At 63.8% G+C, this 19355-nt stretch carries 17 protein-coding genes; 13 read left to right on the top strand and 4 right to left on the bottom strand.

What is annotated here, in order from left to right:
• Positions 1 to 2: 2 nt before the first annotated feature.
• Positions 3 to 332: a transposase gene (locus tag H8F24_RS09770; RefSeq protein ID WP_197169593.1), complete on the top strand. Its 330-nt coding sequence runs from the start codon at positions 3 to 5 to the stop codon at positions 330 to 332.
• A complete protein-coding gene (locus H8F24_RS09765; protein ID WP_197169592.1) occupies positions 329 to 1225 on the top strand; it encodes an IS3 family transposase in 897 nt (298 codons plus the stop codon). The genes H8F24_RS09770 and H8F24_RS09765 overlap by 4 nt, the downstream gene beginning before the upstream one ends.
• Here H8F24_RS09765 and H8F24_RS09760 read toward each other — a convergent pair.
• Positions 1188 to 1703, bottom strand: a complete 516-nt coding sequence (locus tag H8F24_RS09760; protein WP_197169591.1) for a hypothetical protein — start codon at positions 1701 to 1703, stop codon at positions 1188 to 1190. The genes H8F24_RS09765 and H8F24_RS09760 overlap by 38 nt on opposite strands.
• 102 nt (positions 1704 to 1805) lie before the next feature.
• Here H8F24_RS09760 and H8F24_RS20190 point away from each other — a divergent pair, with 102 nt between their 5' ends.
• The 7 genes from H8F24_RS20190 (at position 1806) to H8F24_RS09730 (ending at position 13592) form a co-directional block, all read left to right on the top strand.
• A complete protein-coding gene (locus tag H8F24_RS20190) occupies positions 1806 to 2708 on the top strand; it encodes a DNA-directed RNA polymerase subunit alpha C-terminal domain-containing protein (protein WP_197169590.1) in 903 nt (300 codons plus the stop codon).
• 15 nt (positions 2709 to 2723) lie between these two features.
• Positions 2724 to 3011, top strand: coding sequence for a transposase (locus H8F24_RS19450; RefSeq protein WP_231597691.1), 288 nt, complete (start codon positions 2724 to 2726; stop codon positions 3009 to 3011).
• A gap of 10 nt (positions 3012 to 3021) precedes the next feature.
• Positions 3022 to 3894 carry an IS3 family transposase gene (locus H8F24_RS09750; RefSeq protein WP_231598222.1) on the top strand — a complete coding sequence of 291 codons (873 nt, stop codon included), beginning with the start codon at positions 3022 to 3024 and terminating at the stop codon, positions 3892 to 3894.
• A complete protein-coding gene (locus tag H8F24_RS09745; RefSeq protein ID WP_197169589.1) occupies positions 3843 to 7034 on the top strand; it encodes a DEAD/DEAH box helicase in 3192 nt (1063 codons plus the stop codon). The genes H8F24_RS09750 and H8F24_RS09745 overlap by 52 nt, the downstream gene beginning before the upstream one ends.
• Before the next feature lie 137 nt (positions 7035 to 7171).
• A complete protein-coding gene (drmA, locus tag H8F24_RS09740; RefSeq protein WP_231597689.1) occupies positions 7172 to 10792 on the top strand; it encodes a DISARM system helicase DrmA in 3621 nt (1206 codons plus the stop codon).
• A 5-nt stretch (positions 10793 to 10797) separates the two neighbouring features.
• Complete coding sequence (gene drmB, locus H8F24_RS09735) at positions 10798 to 12750, top strand: DUF1998 domain-containing protein (RefSeq protein WP_197153715.1); 1953 nt, start codon at positions 10798 to 10800, stop codon at positions 12748 to 12750.
• On the top strand, positions 12747 to 13592 hold the full coding sequence (locus H8F24_RS09730) for a hypothetical protein (protein ID WP_197153714.1): 846 nt from the start codon (positions 12747 to 12749) through the stop codon (positions 13590 to 13592). The genes drmB and H8F24_RS09730 overlap by 4 nt, the downstream gene beginning before the upstream one ends.
• A 15-nt stretch (positions 13593 to 13607) precedes the next feature.
• On the opposite strand, the gene H8F24_RS09725 is transcribed toward H8F24_RS09730, so the two are convergent.
• Entirely contained in the window at positions 13608 to 14948 is a 1341-nt protein-coding gene (locus tag H8F24_RS09725; RefSeq protein WP_197153713.1) for a hypothetical protein, read from the bottom strand.
• A gap of 227 nt (positions 14949 to 15175) precedes the next feature.
• Here H8F24_RS09725 and H8F24_RS09720 point away from each other — a divergent pair, with 227 nt between their 5' ends.
• The 4 genes from H8F24_RS09720 (at position 15176) to H8F24_RS09700 (ending at position 17913) form a co-directional block, all read left to right on the top strand.
• On the top strand, positions 15176 to 15388 hold the full coding sequence (locus H8F24_RS09720; RefSeq protein ID WP_197153712.1) for a hypothetical protein: 213 nt from the start codon (positions 15176 to 15178) through the stop codon (positions 15386 to 15388).
• Positions 15389 to 15587: 199 nt separating this feature from the next.
• Positions 15588 to 16244 (top strand): sigma-70 family RNA polymerase sigma factor, encoded by a 657-nt coding sequence (locus tag H8F24_RS09715; RefSeq protein WP_197153711.1) that lies wholly within the window; start codon positions 15588 to 15590, stop codon positions 16242 to 16244.
• 414 nt (positions 16245 to 16658) lie between these two features.
• The gene (locus H8F24_RS09705; RefSeq protein ID WP_197153710.1) at positions 16659 to 17432 is read left to right on the top strand and encodes a hypothetical protein; all 774 of its coding nucleotides are present in this window, start codon (positions 16659 to 16661) and stop codon (positions 17430 to 17432) included.
• Positions 17433 to 17562: 130 nt separating this feature from the next.
• Positions 17563 to 17913 carry a hypothetical protein gene (locus tag H8F24_RS09700; RefSeq protein WP_197153709.1) on the top strand — a complete coding sequence of 117 codons (351 nt, stop codon included), beginning with the start codon at positions 17563 to 17565 and terminating at the stop codon, positions 17911 to 17913.
• A gap of 450 nt (positions 17914 to 18363) precedes the next feature.
• On the opposite strand, the gene H8F24_RS09695 is transcribed toward H8F24_RS09700, so the two are convergent.
• Positions 18364 to 18591, bottom strand: a complete 228-nt coding sequence (locus H8F24_RS09695) for a Nif11-like leader peptide family natural product precursor (RefSeq protein WP_197153708.1) — start codon at positions 18589 to 18591, stop codon at positions 18364 to 18366.
• 220 nt (positions 18592 to 18811) lie between these two features.
• Positions 18812 to 19354, bottom strand: a complete 543-nt coding sequence (locus tag H8F24_RS09690) for a hypothetical protein (RefSeq protein ID WP_197153707.1) — start codon at positions 19352 to 19354, stop codon at positions 18812 to 18814.
• Between the last annotated feature and the right edge of the window lies 1 nt (position 19355).

The raw sequence follows: 19355 nt of genomic DNA, 5'->3' as shown, positions 1-19355 counted from the left end.
TAATGACCAACCCCAACCGTGCCCGCCGGCGGTTCACACCGCAGCAAAAGGAGGAAGCTGTTGCCCTTTGCCTGGCTGAGGGTCTGACCTGCACTGCTGTGGCCCAGCGCCTCGGCATTCCAGTGAGCAGCCTGGCCAAGTGGGTCCGTCAGGCCCGTATCGATCGCGGTGAGCTCAGTGATTCCGGCCAGGGCCCATTGACCAGCGAGGAACGCGCTGAACTGGTGCAGCTCCGCCGTGAAAACCGCGAGCTCAGGAGGGAAAAGGATTTTTTCAGGCTGGCGGCAGCGCACTTTGCCAAAGAGCAGCTGCCGCCGAGAGGTTTCGCTTGATCGATCAACTGGCTGATCAGCACCCCATCGCCTGGCTTTGCCGCAGGCTTGGGGTAGCCCGCAGCGGTTACTACGCCTGGAAGCGCAGGCAGCAGGCGCCGCCGGGACAGCGGCAGGCAGAGAATGCCGCGATCACCGCTGAAATCCAGGCGGTGTTCCAGGAACACCGTGGCTTCTACGGCTCGCCGCGGATCCACCAGGAACTGCGTGCGACTGGCCGGCCCATCGGGCGTCATCGTGTTGCCCGCTTGATGCAGCGTGCCGGCCTGCGAGCCAAAACCCGCCGGGCCTTCCGGCCCTGCAGCAAAGCCAGCGGTGCAACGGGTGTGGCTGAGAACCTGCTTGAGCAGGATTTCACCCCACCAGCGCCCAACCGTTGCTGGGCCGGCGACATCACTTACATCCGCACCACCTCAGGCTGGCGCTACCTGGCGGTGTGGATGGATCTGTTCAGTCGTCGCGTCGTCGGCTGGAGCCTGGGCACCTCCATGGAGGCGTCGCTGGTGCTGGAGGCCCTCAACCGGGCCCTGGGTCAGCGCCAGGTGGAACCTGACCAGCTGCTGATCCACACCGATCAAGGCAGCCAGTACAGAGCCACCGCTTACCGGGAGCTTCTGGAGGCCCATGGCATCACCTGCAGCATGTCTGCCAAGGGCTGCTGTTGGGATAACGCGGTGGTGGAGAGCCTGTTCTCCACCCTCAAGCACGAACTGGGGCTCGACGATGACGCCGAGATCCGCATCTCACCCCAGCGGCTACAGCGTGATCTGGCTTTCTGGATCGATGGCTATTACAACCGCGAACGTCGCCACTCAACGCTGAGCTACCTCAGCCCGATTGATTACGAGCAGCAGTTCATTGCTGCTCGTACACTAACCCACGCGGATCCCTGATCGGTGTCCACCAAACCGGGGGAACCCCACAGAAGCTGAACGCCTGGCCCGAGAAGCAGAAGCCCAGCGGGCGGCCGAGGCAGCCGAACGCCTCAGGCAGGAGCAAGAGCACCAGGCCAGAGCAGAAGCTGAACGCCTGGCTCGAGAAGCAGAAGCCCAGCGGGCGGCCGAGGCAGCCGAACGCCTCAGGCAGGAGCAAGAGCACCAGGCCAGGGCAGAGGCTGAACGCCTGGCTCGAGAAGCAGAAGCCCAGCGGGCGGCCGAGGCAGCCGAACGCCTCAGGCAGGAGCAAGAGCACCAGGCCAGGGCAGAGGCTGAACGCCTGGCTCGAGAAGCAGAAGCCCAGCGGGCGGCCGAGGACGCCGAACGCCTCAGGCAGGAGCAGGAGCGACAGGCCAGGGCAGAAGCTGAACGCCTGGCCCGAGAAGCAGAAGCCCAGCGGGCGGCCGAGGACGCCGAACAGATACGGGAGGAGCAAGAACAACAGGCCTCAGCAGTCGACAGCGATCAGGACATCCTTCCGATAGACCCAGATGAACTAGCGACAGAACGGCAGGAACTTCGGCGACGCATCGATGCGGTGCGGCAAACGCTGCAGGAGCGACAGACCCGGAGCGCAGCCGATGATGCGTGGGTTGAGGATTTTCCTCCTCAAGACCTTGCTGTCGGCGGAGTAAACCCACTCTCTGGTCCAGGTCTTGATCTAGAACCTTTGGCCGAGGACGTTGTTCCTCTACAGAGTGAACAAACAGGCCAGGCACCTTCCTCTGATCAGAGCCAGGAGAAACCAAGCTGGCCCAAGATAACCATCGGAGAGCTATCGCTCTCGATACGAGCCACCAATGCCTTGCATTACGGTGGCTTTCGCACGGTTGCCGACCTCGCCGAAAAACAACAAGACGATCTGCTTAACGTAAGAAACTTTGGGCAGAAGAGCCTTGATGAGTTAATCACAGGACTCGAGAAGAAGGGAATTCCATTCCCCGTTCCAGTCATAGCACAGCCTGATTGCCAACAAAAACAAGCAGCCACAAACAACCAGGACAGCACGACTAGCCTGTCATCAGTCACAACGGCGCTCCAAGATCTGGGAATCCCACAACCCGTCCTAGGACCGCTATTGCGTAGCGGGATGAAGACGCTTGAGGATTTAGCCGGCAAGACCGAATCTGATCTTTCTGCAATCCGAAACCTTGGTCCAATCGGGATTCAGAGGCTCCGTCGAGCCCTCGCCACCATTGGCCTCGGGCTTCCATTCCAGTTAACTGACTTGGATCTGCCTACGTCCCAACACAGCGAATCCCATCAAGATTTTCGGCCTGCTGGAGACAGTCGAAAGCAATGCAGGGAAACCGTCATAGCGTTAATCGGCAATACAGCCGCGAAGTGCTTAGCGGGAGACCCTGATAACCCAGAAGTGAGGTGGTCTGGCTTTTCTGGACAGGCCCCATCGTTAACCTCTGAGGCGGGGTACCGCCCCTGAAAGGGGCTCCCACCGATGAGCAAGCGCCGCACCCACAGCCCCGAGTTCAAGGCCAGGGTCGCCATGGAGGCGATCAGTGGCCGCAAGACGATCCAGGAGATCGCCGCCGACCACGCCATCCACCCGATCCAGGTGAGCCAGTGGAAGCGGCAGCTCCTGGACGGTGCCAGCGAGCTCTTCACCCGAGGCAAGAAGACCAAGGACAAGGAGGAGGGGCAGGCCAAGGAGGCGGAGCTGTTCCAGCAGATCGGACGGCTGCAGATGGAGCTGGAGTGGCTCAAAAAAAAGTCTCAACTGCTCTGATGCCCGTGAACTGCGCAAGCTGGTCGATCACGACCACCCCGAGCTCAGCATCAGCAGGCAGTGTGCGCTGCTGGGGCTGCCTCGATCCACGCTGTACTACCGGCCGACACCGGTCCGTGTATCGACGCTGCGGATCATGGCCAGGATCGATGCTCTCTACCTGGAGGATCCCTGCAGCGGCAGCCGCCGGATGGTGGACTATCTGGCCCAAGATGGTATCCCGATCAGCCGAGATCGAGTGCGAAACCTCATGCGGCGCATGGGATTACGGGCGATCTACCAGAAGCCCCGGACGACGGTTCCAGGTGATCCGTCCGTGCGGTTCCCCTGCCTGGTGGACCTCACGCAGGTCACGTCGGTGGATCAGGTCTGGGCGACCGACATCACCTACATCCCTCTGCAGAAAGGGTTCCTCTATCTGGTGGCGATCATGGATCTCCATTCCAGGCATGTGCTCAGCTGGAGGCTCTCCAACAGCCTTGACACGAAGTTCTGTCTGGAGGCCCTGGAGATGGCCTTGGGAGGCGGCCGTAGGCCAGAGATCTTCCACTCCGATCAAGGCTGTCAGTTCACGTCCGCTGACTTTGTGGCCAGACTCAAAGGGGAGCGGATCCAGATCAGCTGGTCCGGCAGAAAGCGGTGCTACGACAACATCCTTGTTGAACGGCTGTGGAGGACTGTCAAGTACGAGGAGGTCTACCTACGGGCATACAGCGATGGCTGGGACGCTGAAATCAGCCTGGCCCGCTTCCTGTGGCGGTATTGCCATGTAAGACCTCACAGTTCCCTTGGAGGCAAAACTCCCCACGCGGTCTACACTGAGGCCGAACCATGTTCCACCCGTCCTGGGTTAACGATGTCAGGGGCCGGAACTGTCCAATAAAAGGCACCCACCTCAAAGAGGCCATTGAGGAATTGCTCCAGAACAGCGATATCATTCATGGCCAGGCCTCACTGGATACAGAGCTGAGAATACTGAGGGAGTGCCTTGGAATTATCGAATCACTAATCGGCCCATCACTCCTCAACGATCATCTTCACAATCTTGCCTGGGAGGAATCAAAACGGCACTTGCTTGCGCGCTACGCGCAAGAACTTGGCGATGGCACGTCGAAGTCCTGGATCAATAGCCTTCAGAGAAGTATCAAGAGAGATGCGGATCGGGGCTGGTCTTCTTACATCAGAAGAGCTTGCGGCGCAACCTATCAAGCCATTGGCGACCAGCTTGCACCCCCAGTCACCCGAGAGCGTGTCAGGCAGCTGCTTAACAGGGTGGCCCTCGTCATTGGTGTTGCGCCAGATACTCTCTCCGCACGAATCCAAGGCAACGTTAGCGAGCATGCAAGAGCCAGGCAGCTTGCGAGTATTCGGTCCTGGCTCGACCGTTTCGGGCGTCTTGCATTCAAAGGCGATCAGCCACAGGGCGACGAGGATCTGGAATGCTGGGACGCGACCCTGGCAATGAACCCGAAACAGCGGCTGGACATCTATCAGAAACATGCCATCCCTGTTCCAGATAACGAGTGGGATCTGCATTACGAATGGATCTGCAACAGCAGCTTTTCCATGGGGAATTGCTACTGGAAAGATTTTGAGTGCTTAAGGCAGTTTCTCTTGCGGCATGCAGCGGCACTGGGGCATCCCACAGCGATGCCCAAACAGACATCGCTACCCCGTCGCGTGGGCCGAATTGTTCAGGACTTTGGTGGCCAGAGCAAAGTTGCGCGCACTCTAGGTCTCCGGTATCAGGGCCAACTCGTGGGTGAAAATGGTGGTCGAACTTATTGGACCGAGGACAAGCTTTCCAAGCTGTTGGATGACGTCAATCAGTTCCACAATCAAGACCTGTCACTGATGCCGTCCTATGCCCAGATCTACGAGTTCTTCAAAGAGCAGATCGACGAACCGTATGCTGGCAAGAATCCTGGCTCACCTATCGCCGGAATGACACGGCAGGGTCAGCTGCACTGGAGCGAAGTGGCCAGCCGTTTTGGCAAACAGTTCGTCGCAGGATCATCGACAGCCAACATTACACTGGCCTACATCAAGGCCTTTGTTCGTGATCTAGGGGAACATCTAGAAGCCCTCACCTCCTCTGAGCTCTATGTACTATTCCAGGCGCAGGGCATCAACCGGGGAGACAAAGAGAAGTTCAGCCGCACATTTGATTTGCTTGTCGATGCGGTCCAATCCGGCATGGTCAAACGCGAAGACCTTCAGGCCTGGGCTGACAATAATGACGTCGACTCCATCAATGGGCTCCTGGAATTCGGGTCCAGCTTGAAGGCCGAAACAAATCAGGCGGACAAAGAGGCTCTACTTCTGCAAAAGCGCTCGAAGCAGCTGCAGCGTGAATTCGCTGAGGAGAAGCACATTGCCCTGATCTCCAGCGATGATCTACCGCACGTCGATCCCGTTAAAACCCTTCTAGCGTTAGACAAAGCCGCGAGTGTGGTAGAAAGCACTGCTACAGATGCCGATCGCATCGAGTTCTTAAAAGCAAAAGCCACCGCAAAGCTCTGGGACGCCTGCTTCGCGGATGCAGACGCTTTGATTGACCGGCTTCAAGCCATGAATGTCGAGGCGGATACTTACAGTAGTGAAGTGCGGTCTTCCTTCCTTGAGGAGTACGAAGGGGCTCGCTCTCTAGAGATCCCACCCAGCTACAGATTCTGCGATCTGAAGGGTCGTCCACGGCAACCAAAGCTCATGCAGCGCCTCGTGGCATTTCGTCTGAAGCGAGATTACAGGCTGCTCAACCTCAGCGGGACAGGGACCGGCAAAACCCTCTCAGCTGTATTTGCGGCTCAAGTCTGTGGTTGTAGGCGGATTCTGATTTCTTGCCCAAATGGAGTGGTCTCTAACTGGCAACGCACATTCAGCTCTGCATACCCCGATGCAGTCATCCATATTAAGCCTGATGATTGGCAGCTGCCAGAGCTTGATGATAGAGCTCATGTGGTCATTGTGAATCATGAGAGATTCCAAAATCACTTCATGCAATCCCTGCTTGAATTCTGCCTTGGCTTTCGGGCTGACCTGATTGTTATCGATGAGATCCATCAGGCCAAGCAGCGAGATAGGGACAAAACCAGCCAGCGACGGCACTTAATGGATCAGTTCATATTTACGTCCGGCAATCTCAACAGTGAGCTGCGTGTCCTTGGTCTGTCGGCCACACCAGTTATCAACAACTTGCTTGAAGGGCGTTCTCTGATTGAGCTGGTGAGCCAAGAGGCTCTTGATGGCGTAGACGAGGAGATGGACCTCAATGCCTGCATGAATCTTTATCAGCATTTTATTGTGCACGGCATTCGCATGAACCCAGGGCAGCTGCCGCGCACGGAGCTTGTTCTTATGGATGTGGATGCCACACAGGTCCTGCCGCAGATCATTGGCGCCACCAGACGCGGGAGCTTCCACGATGTGGAGCAGTTGTTGGTGCAGCCAAAGCTCGCCGCCTTGGATGCTTGTCTTAAGCACGGCGAGAAGACAGTAATCTTCATCACATACATCAAGAACACGCTGGATCCGCTGTGCCAATGGCTGAAGCAACATGGCTTCAGCCATAGTGTCTACACCGGTGGTGATAAAGAAGCCCGTGAGTCGGGGTTTGATGATTCCTTAGATGAGTTCATCCGGGGATCAGCTGACGTCCTGGTGGCTTCCATTCAATGCGCTGGCACCGGTGTCGACGGCCTTCAGTCAGTTTGTAACCAGGCAATTTTTCTGCAGCTCCCGTGGACTTCAACGGATTTCGAACAGGCCATCGGACGATTGGATCGAGATGGCACAGAGTTTGATTCAGTGAAGATTTATCTTCCCATCACGGATATCTATCTTCCCAATGGCGACCGTTGGAGCTGGTGCCGATCGAAGTTGGATCGAATTCGCTCCAAGCGTGATATCGCCAAGGCAGCCGTGGATGGAGAAGTGCCTGATGAAGTCTCAATGATCAGCCCCAGCAAGGCCAGCGAGTATTGGCTTGGCTGGTTGACGCGTCTGGAGAGCGAGTGTCTGTGATGACAGGCTTTCAGCTGACTGGTGAGGCCGTCATTCCTCTGGGGGTCTTCTCGATTACGGCGTGGTCTTTCGCACGACGGCTGTAGTCATTTCGTCCCCGGTGTTGCAAGACTGCCCCCATGACCCGTACCTCTGTATTGCGCCCCCAATCCGAGCCTCCTCAAGGCTCTGCTGAGGTCAGAGATCAGCTCGTGACGGCCCTGGAGCTGGAGCTGATCGGCCCCACCCAGCGGGTGCTGCAGGCCCTCGGGCCGGAAGGTGAGGGATTGGACTCGGAAGCCCTCGATCGGCTGCCCAGCAGCTGGTACCCCACCGGCTTCCTGGTGCCCACCGAAACCGATCTGTCGCTGAAGTGCGACGACACAGCCGATGACGACTTCGCCGGGGTGGACGGGGTCGATCAGCGCAAACCCAAGAAGCCCAACACCGAGTACAAACCGGGATCGGGCGACGACGGCGGCAATAGCGAATCCGGGCCGGCCAGGCCCCAGCTGTTCGCCTCCTCGATCGGCGTGAGTGTGCTGCTGCCTCCCGGCGGGGAGCTGCAACTCATCGCCCGCTGGGGCGACTACGTCCGGCTCGCCGAGGCAGCCAATCCCGATGCCGCCGCCAGCATCGCCCGTGAGGAGCCTGGATCGCGCGAGGCATCTCGCGAGCAGCAGATCTGGCAGCGCACCTCCCACGAGGAGGCGTTGGCCCTCAACCACAGCGAGATCACCGCCACCAGAGGCCTCACCGGCCGGCCCTGGCCCAACAGCAACGGCCTGCACCTGCGCTGGCATTGCCGCCCGGCACCCGCCAGCCAGGGCTATGCCGCCGGCACCGTGGCCGTCACGCTCTTTCTCACCAATGAGCGCAAGAAGGCCATCACCCTCGTGGAGCGCGATCAGCAGTCGGCCTTCCAGGCCGAGCTGGAGCTGCGCTGTCCCCAGGGCTTCGTGGCACGGCTTGATCCACACGCGGGCCGTGCCAGCGGCGACTGGGATGAGGCCGTCAATGCCCTGCAGTTCCGCGATGCCCGCGAGTACGGCGTGGGCCACAACGTGGGCGTGGAGGTGGAGACCGCCCCGGATGGCGGCTGCACACGCCTGCGCACCACCTGGATCCCCCAGGCCACTGTGGAGAAGGTGGTGCCCCGCGCCGATGTGGGCTGCGAGCTGGCCATGGAGGAGCTCGACCGCCTGGCCAGTCAGGGCTTCGAGGCCATACGCGCGGCCCTGATGCCCCTGGTGGATCGCTACCAGGAGTGGATCGAGCAGCAGGCCGCCGTGGCCGGGCTCAATGCCCAGCAGCAGGCCACCGCCGAGCAACTGCTCGCCAATGCCCGCAGCCAATCCCAGCGCATCGCCCGCGGCATCGAGGCCCTCGCCGAGCCCGACATCCGCGACGCCTTCGCCATCGCCAATCGCACCATGGCGGCAGCCGCCCGCCAGCGCTATGGCGTGATGCAGGGCCTCAAGGCCGACGACCCATCACTCCGGCCACCGGCCTGGCGGCCCTTTCAGCTGGCTTTCCTGCTGATGAATCTGGTGGGCATTGCCCGGCCCAATGATCCGCAGGTCGATCCCCAGCGCGAGCGTGAGAACGTCGACCTGCTGTTCTTCCCCACCGGCGGCGGCAAGACGGAGGCCTACCTGGGGCTGGCCGCCTTCACGCTGGTGATGAGGCGCCTGCGCCATGGCGGATCCCTGCAGGCCGGTGGGCTGAGCGTGCTGATGCGCTACACCCTGCGCCTGCTCACCCTCGACCAGCTGGGCCGCGCCTCCACCCTGATCTGCGCCCTCGAACTCGAGCGCCAGAAGCAACCGGAAAAGCTCGGCAGCTGGCCATTTGAGATCGGTCTCTGGGTGGGCCAGGCCGGCACCCCCAACCGCATGGGCGGCAAGGGCAACAACAACGAATCCACCGCCCGCCTGCGGGTGCGCGCCTACAACGACGGCAAGACCCCGATCAAGCCGATCCCGATCGACACCTGCCCCTGGTGCGGCGTGGAGTTCGGCAAGCGCTCCCTGCTCGATCCCAGACCCTGCGGCACCGCCGGGGTGTTCAACCTCTTGCGCCAGGGCCGCCCCGATGGCGACAACCCCGAAGAGCTGCGTGTCGCCTGCCTGAACCGCGACTGCGCCTTCAAGGGCACCACCGGCCGCAACTATCTGCCGCTGGTGGCCGTCGACGACATGATCTATCGCCGCCTGCCGTCGTTTCTGATCGCCACCGTCGACAAATTCGCCTCACTCCCCTGGGAGGGCCGCAGCGGCAAGTTGTTCGGCAAGGCCACCCATGTGCTCGATGGCCAGGGCTTCTACGGCCCCGCCGATGGCGACGACGCCAGCAAGGGCGTGCGCCTCGCCGATCGGCTCGATCCGCCTGATCTGGTGATTCAGGACGAGCTGCACCTGATTTCCGGCCCACTCGGCTCCATGGCAGGGTTGTACGAGGCCGTGATCGATGAGCTCTGTAGCCGCGATGGTCTGCGGCCCAAGATCGTGGCCTCCACCGCCACCGTGCGCCGCGCCAGTGAGCAGATGCGGGCGCTGTTCGGCCGCAACGACTCCTCGATCTTTCCCGCCCCCGGCCCCGATCGCCGCGATTCCTTCTTCGCCGTCACGGTGCCGGCCGATCAGGTGCCTGGGCGGCTCTATGTGGGCCTGAGCGCCCCGGGCCGCAATGTGAAGGCTCTCTTGCTGCGCGCCTCACTGGCCCTGATGAGCGGCGCCCAGCTGGCCTGGAAGGCTGCCGAAAAGCAGCGCACCGCTCAGCGCAAACGCGGTGAGACACCCGGCCCGAACCCGGCCGATCCCTACATGACCCTGCTGGGCTACTTCAACACGATCAAGGAGCTGGGCATCAGTCGCCGCCTGATCGAAGAGGAACTCACCTCCCAGCTCGCCACCCATGGCGAGCGGGTTCGCCTGGGCGACAAGGCAGAGCGGAGTGCCAACCGCAAGATCGCCAACATTCCGCTGGAGCTCACCTCCCGCGTCTCCACCACTGAGGTGAGCACCACCAAGGATCGCCTGGCCCGCAGCTTCGACGACAAGGAGCGCGTGGATGTGGCCCTGGCCACCAACATGATCTCGGTGGGTCTCGACATCACCCGCCTCGGCCTGATGCTGATGCTCGGCCAACCCAAGACCACCGCCGAATACATCCAGGCCAGCAGCCGTGTGGGCCGGGATTCCGAGAAACCTGGTCTGGTGGTGGTGCTGCTCAACCCCAACCGGCCGCGCGATCGCTCCCACTACGAGCACTTCGCTTACAGCCACGACGTCTTCTACCGCGATGTGGAGGCCACCAGCGTCACCCCCTTCTCGGAGCGTGCTCTGGAGCGGGGCTTGCCCGCCATCACCGTGGCTCTGGCGCGGCACCTCAGTGATCAGCTCACCCCGTCCAGCCGTGCCGGTGATGTGGCGGCCCTGGCCGAGGTTCGTGAAGCCGTGGCGGAGGCGCTCAGGCGGCGGGTGGCCATCGGCCTGGTCCATGTCCCTGCGGATGCCGATGCCCAGGCCTCCTCCGTGGCGGAGCAGGTGCGTCACATCGTCGACGACTGGTGTGCGATTGCCCAGAAGCACGGACGGATGGAATACGGCCGGGAAGACGGTGTGTTGCCACCGTTGCTGCGCACCCCGCTCGATCCCCAGTTGCTGGAGCTCGACGACGAGCGAGAAAAGCAGTTCAAGGCCAATCGCAGCCTGCGCGATGTGGAACCGTCTGCGCTGCTGCTTAAGGACCGCCTGCAGACCACCACCCGAGGCTGACCGTCATGCCCGCACCCCAAGGCACCAGCAATCACCCGGTGGGCGAAGTGCGCCATGGCCAGCTGATCACCACCTATGGCCCCGGCGCCATGGTGGACCTGCCCGATCGTTCCGTGGTGATCGGTGGGCTCAATCTCTGGCATTACAGCCGCGACGACGACAGCTGTTACATCGATGAGCCCAGGCTGATCGCCAAGCTGCGCGGCCTATTGGGTGTGGGCACCCTGCTGCTCAAGCGCCCCCCCAGTGAAGACGACGACTTTGCGCAGAAATTCAAGAGCAGCAGCGGCATCCGCTCACCGCAATTTCCGCTCTGGTTCGTGGCGCAACCCAAGAAGGAGCCTTTCCCTCCATTCATTGACGAATCCGGCAAGCGTTACCGCACCCGGCCGCTGATCCACAAGGAGCGCCTGGTGAAAGACAAGCTGCCCTGGCGGGAACCCGGTGGAACGAAGCAAGATCTCGACGTGGTGCCCGTGCGCTTCGTGCAGTGCTGCGCCAACGGTCACCTCAGCGACATCGACTGGGATCGTTTCGCCCATGGCGGCGCCCGGAGCAACTGCCAGGAGGATCTCTGGCTCGATGAGGCGGGCGCCGGCAACGACTTCAATGAGATCTACGTGCGCTGCCCCAAATGCAAAAAACGTCAGGCCCTGGCCAGCACCAAGGGAGACAACGGCGCCTCGCTCCTGGGTCAGTGCCGTGGCCATCGCCCCTGGCTTGGCAACTTCAGCACCGATGCCGTGCCCTGCACCGATGAGAAGGGCAAACCCCGCTACAACCGGCTGCTGGTGCGATCGGCCAGCAATGCCTACTTCCCGGAGATGGTCGGAGCCATCTCAATTCCAGAAGCTGAGGATCCGCTGCGGCAGTTGATCATCAGTCACCTCAGCGATTTCGAGAAGATCACAACCGCCGAGAAACTCAGCCTGGCACTGGAAATGGACCTCATCAAGGAGCGGCTGGCAGCCCCCTTGCGCGAGCGTGATGCGCATGAGGTGATGGCGATCCTGGACGCCGTGCGCGGCAGCAGCACCGACACCCGCACCGAGAAGCAACCGGCGCTGAAGCTGCAGGAAATCAAGGCGCTCTATGCCCCGTCTGCATCGCTCGGATCTTCAGATCCAGCCAGCACCTTCCACGCCGAGATCCTGCCACTCACTGGCAAACCGACCTGGTTCACCGATCGCTTTGATCGGGTGCTCAAGGTGCATCGTCTGCGCGAGGTCATGGCGCTGATCGGTTTCACCCGGCTGGAGCCGATCGTCAAAGGCGTGGATGGCGATCCGATCGATCAGCACGACATCGGCGCCAAGCGCGCTGACATCAATAACAAGGAGCTCGATTGGGTACCCGCGATCGAGAACTTCGGCGAAGGTCTGTTTCTTGGCGTGAGCGAAGCAGCGCTGCAGGCCTGGCGCCAGGGCGATGGCGTGGTGCAGCACAGCTCCAAGCACCGTGAGGCTTGCAAGCTCTGGAACCGCGACCACGGCCTCAAGGCCAATGAATTCGACTGGCCTGGCGAGGCCTACCTGATGCTGCACAGCCTGGCCCACCTGCTGATCACCACAGCGGCGCTGGAATGCGGCTACGGCGCCTCGGCGATCAAGGAGCGGATCTACAGCTTCCCGGGCCAGGGATACGGGATCCTGCTGTACACCAGCGGCAGCGGATCAGAAGGCACCCTCGGCGGGCTGGTGTCGCTGGCTGATCGCTGTGACCAGCTGGTAGCCGCCGCCCTCGAGCGGGGCCGGCTGTGCTCCAACGATCCGTTCTGCTCCATGCACCAGCCCGAGAGCGATCTGGAGAAGCGCTACAGCCACGGCGCCGCTTGCCACGGCTGCCTGCTGATCGCTGAAACCAGCTGCGAGCAGCGCAACCAGTTCCTCGATCGCGCCTTCGTGGTGCCCACGCTCGATGTGGCTGACGCCGCCTTCTTGCCCGAGCAGCTGCCATGAGCCAGCCCCTGCTGGCCCTCTCCAGCGGCGAACTGCAGCGCCTGGCGGCCTGCCTCAGGTCACAGCCCGCCACCCCTGGCGAGGCAGCGCTCAGCCAGCACCAGATCGCCTCCGATCGACCTGAGCTGCGGCATGCCTTGCTCGCCTGGCTGGATCAATGGAGTCAGCGGGGGGGCAACAACTCGAGCCTGGAGCTCACCGTTGCGCTGCTGCTGGAGCAACGCCGGGGCCAGGGCAGTGGCCAGGCGGAGCTGGTGTGGTCAGGGCCTCAGGGGGGAGCGGGCGACATCACCCGCGATCAGGCAGTGCTGATCCGCGAGATGGTGGAGCGCTGCCAGCAGCGGCTGCTGATTACCACCTTCAATCTCTGGCGGGGCGGCTTCATCGCCGAGCTGCTCGATCGGGTGCAACAGCGGCTGGTTTCCAACCCGGAGCTGGAGGCCCGCATGGTGGTCAACATCCCTCGCCCGAGAGGCAGCACCGTGCTGGCCGATCAGCTGCGTCAGGCCTTCGTGCACGACACATGGCGACACCTCTGGGATCCCGACCGCCCCCGGCCGCGCGGCTATTTCGATCCGCGCGCTCTGGATCTGGCCCGCGAGCGTCCCAGCGTGTTTCACGTGAAGTGCTGCGTGGCCGACGACGAGCTGCTGGTCACCAGCGCCAACCTGAGCGACAGCGCCCAGCTCGACAACTGCGAGCTCGGCATCCACTTCCCCCCTGGCCAGAGCCTGCCTGGCAACAGCCGTGCCGACGCCGTGTGGCAGCACTTTGATCGCCTGATCCAGCGGCAGCCGCCTGCGCTCGTGCCGATCGAGCAGCCCCTGCCAGAGATCGGTTGACCAGAACTCAAGCGATCAGTGAGCCGCTGACTCCTCTCTGCCCACAAGATCAGCCACAGACACTGCCTCCATGGGATAGGTGATCCGATCCAGAATCACCTGGATGCGCTCCCCAAAGCGCTGCGCCTGCTCATCCACCAGCTGCGCCGCCAGATCGGTGTCACCGCCGCTGCGCAGGGTTTTCTGCAGGATCGTCTGCCGCGACAGCTCCACCAGCTGCTCCACCCGCACCACCTGCTGCCGCAGGGCCTGCACGATCAGCTCCCGGTAGATGATGCAGTGGTAGAAGCGAAAGTCTGGTTCCAGCTGGCCCATCTCCTGGGCAATGGCGAATCGCAGATCCTGGAGCTCCCGGTAGGCGGCCTGCACACTCGCCAGCGCTGTGGCCTCATCCACCGGAGTGTCCCCGCCGGTTTGACGCACAGCTTTGTTGGCCTGGGCCTGAAGTACCAGCAGCTCCCGCAGCTGGGCGCCGATGCCTTCGATGTCGTCGCCCAGCCGGTTGAGCACCGGCCCGATCGAGCCGCTCAGCTCTGCGAAGCGGTCCTGCAGGATCGCCAGCTCCTCCCGCATCTGCGAGAGCTCCTCAGCCTGCAGGGCAGCACCTGCTTCGGGGGCCGGGGGATGGATTTCAAGCCAACGCTCACCCAGGCCCGTGCGGTCGCCGGCCAGTTGCACGAAGGCCCGCTCCACATGGCCCAGCAGCGGTTGCGTTTCGATGCCACCCAGCACCTTGAGGGCCTGCTCCAGGCCGGCCTGCACTGGAGGTGGGATCGTGGCGGCCGACACCAGGATCATCTGCGCGCTGGCCTGCAGTTCCATCGGCATTTCTCCCAGGCGCAACACCGCCGCATGCCAGGAGAGGGAGTGAAAGGCCGTGTCGGCCTTGGAGTGGGAGGCGTGGTGACGGTCCTGCTGGAGCTTGATGCACAGCCCTCGGGTTTCCTGCAGCAATCCGGTGAAGCGGCGCAGCTCACCGGCACCCTCTGGCTTCAGCCGCACCTGCTCGGGCAGATGACGCCAGAGATCGTGAATCAGGCTGCCCGTGCGCCGCGTGCCGCGGTCGCTGCTCAGCAGCACCTCCCAGCGCTCGTAGAACTTGTAGGGCTCCGGCTGGATCTGGCTCAGCAGTGCCTCCAGCTCCTGGCGGGCCTGGTGCAGATCATCGGGTTCCTCCCGTTGATACGCCCTGATGTTGCGGCCTTCGCTCCTGAGGTCTTGCAACACCTGCACCTTCACCGGCACCGCCAGCTCGAGCAGCGCCAGCAGAAGCCTCCCGGCCAGAAGGGCAAGGCCGCGCTCCTTGTCCAGGGACACAGCTGCTTGAAGACTGCCGTAGTCCGTGGGCTCGGGCACCTGGCGGCCGCTGCCAATCGAGTCATTCTCTCCCAGCCGGATGCATTACAGATCGGATCCTCCAAGGGAGGAACCCAACGAGGAGGCGCCCATGGGCACTGGCGATCACGCCACCCGGCCTGCCCCGGCTTGCGCACCGCGCAAGGGCTGACGCGAGTCGCTACGCGCCCCTTGCGCGGTGCAGGCGGCGCCGGGGCTGAACGGCTGTGTCGTTCGCCAGCCCAGCCATGGCCGCCACTTCCCTCAGCCACTCCTGCCCGATCCGCATCATCTCGGTGCATCTCCTTGATGCCGCTGGCCGGCTACTGCGGGTGCTGTTCCTCGATCGCGAGGGGCACATCTGCGCCCAGCCGCACTACGTGCCCCGGGAAGATGCCCTGATCCTGGCCTCCAATCAGCAGAGGGTGCTCGGCTCTCAGGCCGAGGTGCGGGTGCTCTGAGCATCCCTGGCCGGAGGCGTTTGCCTCCGGCTTTCAGGCGCGGTCGCGGGGGGTCTGGCTGCTCCAGGACTCGACCTCTCCTGCAGCGGCAGGGGAGAGGTGGGATGGCCAGCAATCCGGCGCACACCCACCGGATCCCTCGGCCAGTCCTCCCGCCGCGTCAAGGATCAGGCCATGCGCCCTCCGGTGTCGGGCGTCCTTGTCTCGGCGCTGCGGCCAGCCGGTGGGGGTGGGGTTCTTCGCCGTCCTGCCGATGGCTTCCCCCGCTTCCTCCCTCAGCCGCTCGGCCCTCAAGGCCTGTGATGCCCTGGTGCTGGAGCACCTGCCTCTCGCTGATTCCATTGCCGCTGCCGCCGCCCGGCGCCTGTTCCCGCTGGTGGAGCGGGAGGATCTGATCCAGGTGGCCCGCGAGGCCCTGGTTCGCTCCGCTCCTCGTTGCAGAGCCGATGAGCCCGCTGCGCCCTATCTGCGCCGCTGCATCACCGGGGCCCTGCAGCATCACCTGCGCGATCGCGTGCGGCTGGTGCGTGTGCCGCGCCGCCTGCACGAGCAGGGTGAATGCCCGCTGCGGCACCTCAGCCTTGATGCCAGCGTTGATGGCGAGCCCTGCCTGCTCGATCAGCTGGCCGCTCCACAGCCCGAGCCGGCCATCAGCGAGGCCATCCATGGCCTGGCGCTGGAGCAGCTGGTCGATCAGCTGCCCGCCGCCCAGGCCACAGCCCTGAGGCTCACAGTCCTTGAGGGCCTGTCGCTGCGGGCTGCGGCGGAGCGGCTGGAGATCAGCGCCATGTCGGTGATGCGGGGCCAGAAGAAGGCCATCGCTGCCCTGCGGCAGCAGCTGGTCGGCGGGGGCTGAGGCCCTTCCTCTATTTCTGCCAGAGCCGTTCAGGCAGCGGCCGAGGCCGGCAGCGGATTGGCCGCACCAGCGGCTTGAGCATGAGCGGGATCTGCAGTTGCTGGTCGGCCGAGTGGGCAGCGAGGGCTGCCAGGAGGCTGTCGCGGTCGCCTTGAATACGGAGCATGGCGGTGGCTGAAAGTGCTGCCCAACAGCCTGATCTGGCCGGCCCACTTCGCCAGCGCAGAAGGTGACAGGGCCGGGCAACCAATCGCACAACCGCGGCCATCGATCGCAGCAGCGCTGATGTGCCGCGGACGATCGGCTGCGCTTTGAGGTCGGTGCCGCAGGCCCTTCCATGCTCCGCGCCTTGGCAAGGGTTTCACCAGCCAGCAGGGCTGGACGTCGGGCTCCGCTGCGCTCCGCCATTCGCTGGTGGCTGGCCCTTGCCTATCGGCGCGGCTGCAGGGCGGGTCCTGCGTCACCCCTCCTGTGGCTGCTGCCGAGTCCCACCGTGCCTCCCTGTCCTTCCCATCGGACAACGGCAAAACCGGCCCGATCGCCGTCTCCAGCACCAGCCGTCACACTTGCCCCTCCAGCTGCCCCCTGGCTGGCGATCAGGGCTGCTACGCCGAGGCGGGCTTCCACACCCGGCTGCACTGGGATCGGCTCAGCCGCGGCGAGAGCGGCCTCCCGGCAGCAGCTTTCATCCTCCAGGTGATGGCACTGCCGGCCGGCATTCTCTTCCGCCACTGCGTCGCCGGTGATCAGTGGCCCGATCCGGCCGATCCGCTACGCATCGATCAGGCCCTGCTGCTCCAGCTCGCTCGCGCGACCAGGCATCTGCGGGCCGCCTGGTCGTTCACCCACTTCCCGGTGGGCCCAGCCAATCAGGCCACCATCCGGCTGGCAGCGGCCAAGGGGCTGGTGGTCAATGCCTCCACCGAGTCCCGCTCCAGGGCGGCGGCGTTGGTGCGGCAGGGCATCCCGGCGGTCTGCGTGGTGCCATCCGATGCGCCGGCGGTGTTCCGCCATGAGGGCGTGCGGTTCGTGGCCTGCCCCGCCAGTCGCAGCGGCCGCAAGGTGCAGTGCATCAGCTGCGGCGGTCGCTTTGGCCTGCCCCTCTGCGCCCAGGCCGAGCGGGGGTTCGTGATCACCTTCCCCGCCCATGGCGCCCGCGCTGCGGCGGCGGCGGCCCACTGCAGCTGAGCGGGCTTGCCCACCCCTATGGGCTGGCCCCCATGGGGTCTTGCGCCGGCCCTCTCCAGTCTGGGGCCTTCCTGCGTCAGGCCCCTGCTGGGATCGGTCCCGTCGCTGCGCCGCTCTCGGCGCCGATTCCATGGCCACGCTCACTGCTGCCGCCTCGCCGTTCTGCCGGATCGCACCGGAAGGTGCGTTCTGCAGCCCAGAAGAGGATCTGTTCCTGCTGCTCGAATCCAGCCTCAAGGCGATCGAGCGGATCCTGCAGCTGCGGCGGGGGCTGCCGCTGCGCCGCACCTGGATCGAGCAGCCCTATGGCGAGGAGGAGATCACGATCCTGGAAGAGGAGGTGATCCCCGCGATCCAGCAATGTCTGGCGCGGGTGGATGAGCTCGATGAGCGGCTGCTTGCCCAGCAGGAGCTGCTGCAGCGCTGCCAGCAGGAGGCCGATCGTGAGGCGCTTGGTGAGATGCGGCTGCAGATGGCCTGATGCCCAGGGCCTGCCAGGAGCCCTGATCCCGGCTTCTTCCCCTGCTGTGCCTCTCAGGCAGTGGTAAGGCGGTCCTTGGGTGGCGGTGGTCCACGGCGCAGGAGAGCACGTCCCCGATGGTCCGCCCCGCAGCCAGCAGCCACCAGCGGCGGCGGGCTGGCAGCGCCCCAGCGTCAAGGCCAAGACGAGCACCTGAGCGGTGGCCTTGACTCCGTGGCTTGGGGGCGTGGAGGGGGGCGTTTCTTCTCCAGCTCGCCATGGAAGCCACCACCACTTCCTGCCGGTCCCGCCAGCGCAAGCCACAGTGCCGTCATCCCGTGCAGATCGCCCGGCAGCTGGTGCTGTTCTCCCTGCCGGCTCCACAGCCGATCGGCTGCTGCTGGGATCTGATCTGCCCAGAGGCCGGCTGGGAGGAGCCGCTGCGCTGGAGCGTACGAAGCCAGCCCGCTCTCAGCGCCGTGCGCCAGTGGCGGGCTCGAGCTGGCTGAGCTCCTGGGCCTCAGCGTCCTGCAGGTGCTGCACCCAGGCCTGGCGCAGATCGTTTTGGGTCACCCGATAGCCCAGCCGGCGTGCGGTCTGCAGCAGCTCATTGCGGGAGCTGCAACGGCGCAGGACGCCCTGGAGTTGGGCATTGGCTTCTGCATCAACCACCAACCGCTCCAGATCCGACCAGCTCATCTCTCTGCGCTCTGGGGGCATTGGCACCATCGCTCAGGAGGCGAGGTTGGCCAGGTTCGGCAAGGCACGCTGGGCGAGATCCGTTGCGTTCAGCTGGGACGACCTCCTTGGGGGCTTGAACGCCGCAGGCTCAGATCCCCTTGCCCCACCGCCACCATCAACCTTGTGGGGCCAATGAGCAGCTGCAGGTGGCCCACTGCAGCTGAGGGGATCCAGCAGCTCAGCGCATCAGGTCATCCACCAGCGCATCCGGAAGGGGGGCGGCAGCGGCCAGGGCCTCGGCCTCTGTCACCAGGGCGGCCTTGGTCAGGCTGCTGTCCAGCAGCACCCCGTAGTCACGGGAGCAGTGCTCGATGATCTCGGCCTTGTTCATCGCCCCGAAGTCCGGCACGGCGGCAACGGGATCAGCGATGGCGTCTGGCCCTGGCTCCACCTCAGCGTTGTGCTCGGCGTCCGGCTCGCGGTCGAAGGCGGAATTGGAGTCGGAGTCGGAGTCGGGGTCGGTTTCAGCGGCATCAGCCGGCTGGTCCTCAAGCGGCAGCTCCGGGCTGGGAGCAAGCGGTTGCTCCGGCTCAGGCGCGATCGGCAGCTCCGGCTCCGGTTCAGGCGCCTGCACCGGCGCTGATCCCATGCTCCAGCCCAGCGCCTGCCAGCCGGCGGCATGCACCGCCCACACGTAGATCTCCTCCTCGCCCTTGTGCAGCAGCACCCAGCCCGTGCGCGGATCGATCGGGGTGGCGCTGCTGATGGTCGTGCTGGTCATG

This window comes from Synechococcus sp. CBW1002, assembly GCF_015840915.1.
In the GTDB taxonomy this organism is placed as follows: Bacteria; Cyanobacteriota; Cyanobacteriia; order PCC-6307; family Cyanobiaceae; genus CBW1002.
The sequence above is the reverse complement of the archived record's forward strand: the minus strand, read 5'-3'. Positions and strand labels throughout refer to the sequence as shown.

What these genes read in the sequence shown, in the direction of transcription:
- H8F24_RS09770 (WP_197169593.1), top strand. Translation starts at nt 3, where the DNA reads ATGACCAACCCCAACCGTGCCCGCCGGCGGTTCACACCGCAGCAAAAG.
- H8F24_RS09690 (WP_197153707.1), bottom strand. Translation starts at nt 19,354, where the DNA reads ATGACCAGCACGACCATCAGCAGCGCCACCCCGATCGATCCGCGCACG.
- H8F24_RS09730 (WP_197153714.1), top strand. Translation starts at nt 12,747, where the DNA reads ATGAGCCAGCCCCTGCTGGCCCTCTCCAGCGGCGAACTGCAGCGCCTG.
- H8F24_RS09700 (WP_197153709.1), top strand. Translation starts at nt 17,563, where the DNA reads ATGGCCACGCTCACTGCTGCCGCCTCGCCGTTCTGCCGGATCGCACCG.
- H8F24_RS09695 (WP_197153708.1), bottom strand. Translation starts at nt 18,591, where the DNA reads ATGAGCTGGTCGGATCTGGAGCGGTTGGTGGTTGATGCAGAAGCCAAT.
- drmB (WP_197153715.1), top strand. Translation starts at nt 10,798, where the DNA reads ATGCCCGCACCCCAAGGCACCAGCAATCACCCGGTGGGCGAAGTGCGC.
- H8F24_RS19450 (WP_231597691.1), top strand. Translation starts at nt 2,724, where the DNA reads ATGAGCAAGCGCCGCACCCACAGCCCCGAGTTCAAGGCCAGGGTCGCC.
- H8F24_RS09745 (WP_197169589.1), top strand. Translation starts at nt 3,843, where the DNA reads ATGTTCCACCCGTCCTGGGTTAACGATGTCAGGGGCCGGAACTGTCCA.
- H8F24_RS09720 (WP_197153712.1), top strand. Translation starts at nt 15,176, where the DNA reads ATGGCCGCCACTTCCCTCAGCCACTCCTGCCCGATCCGCATCATCTCG.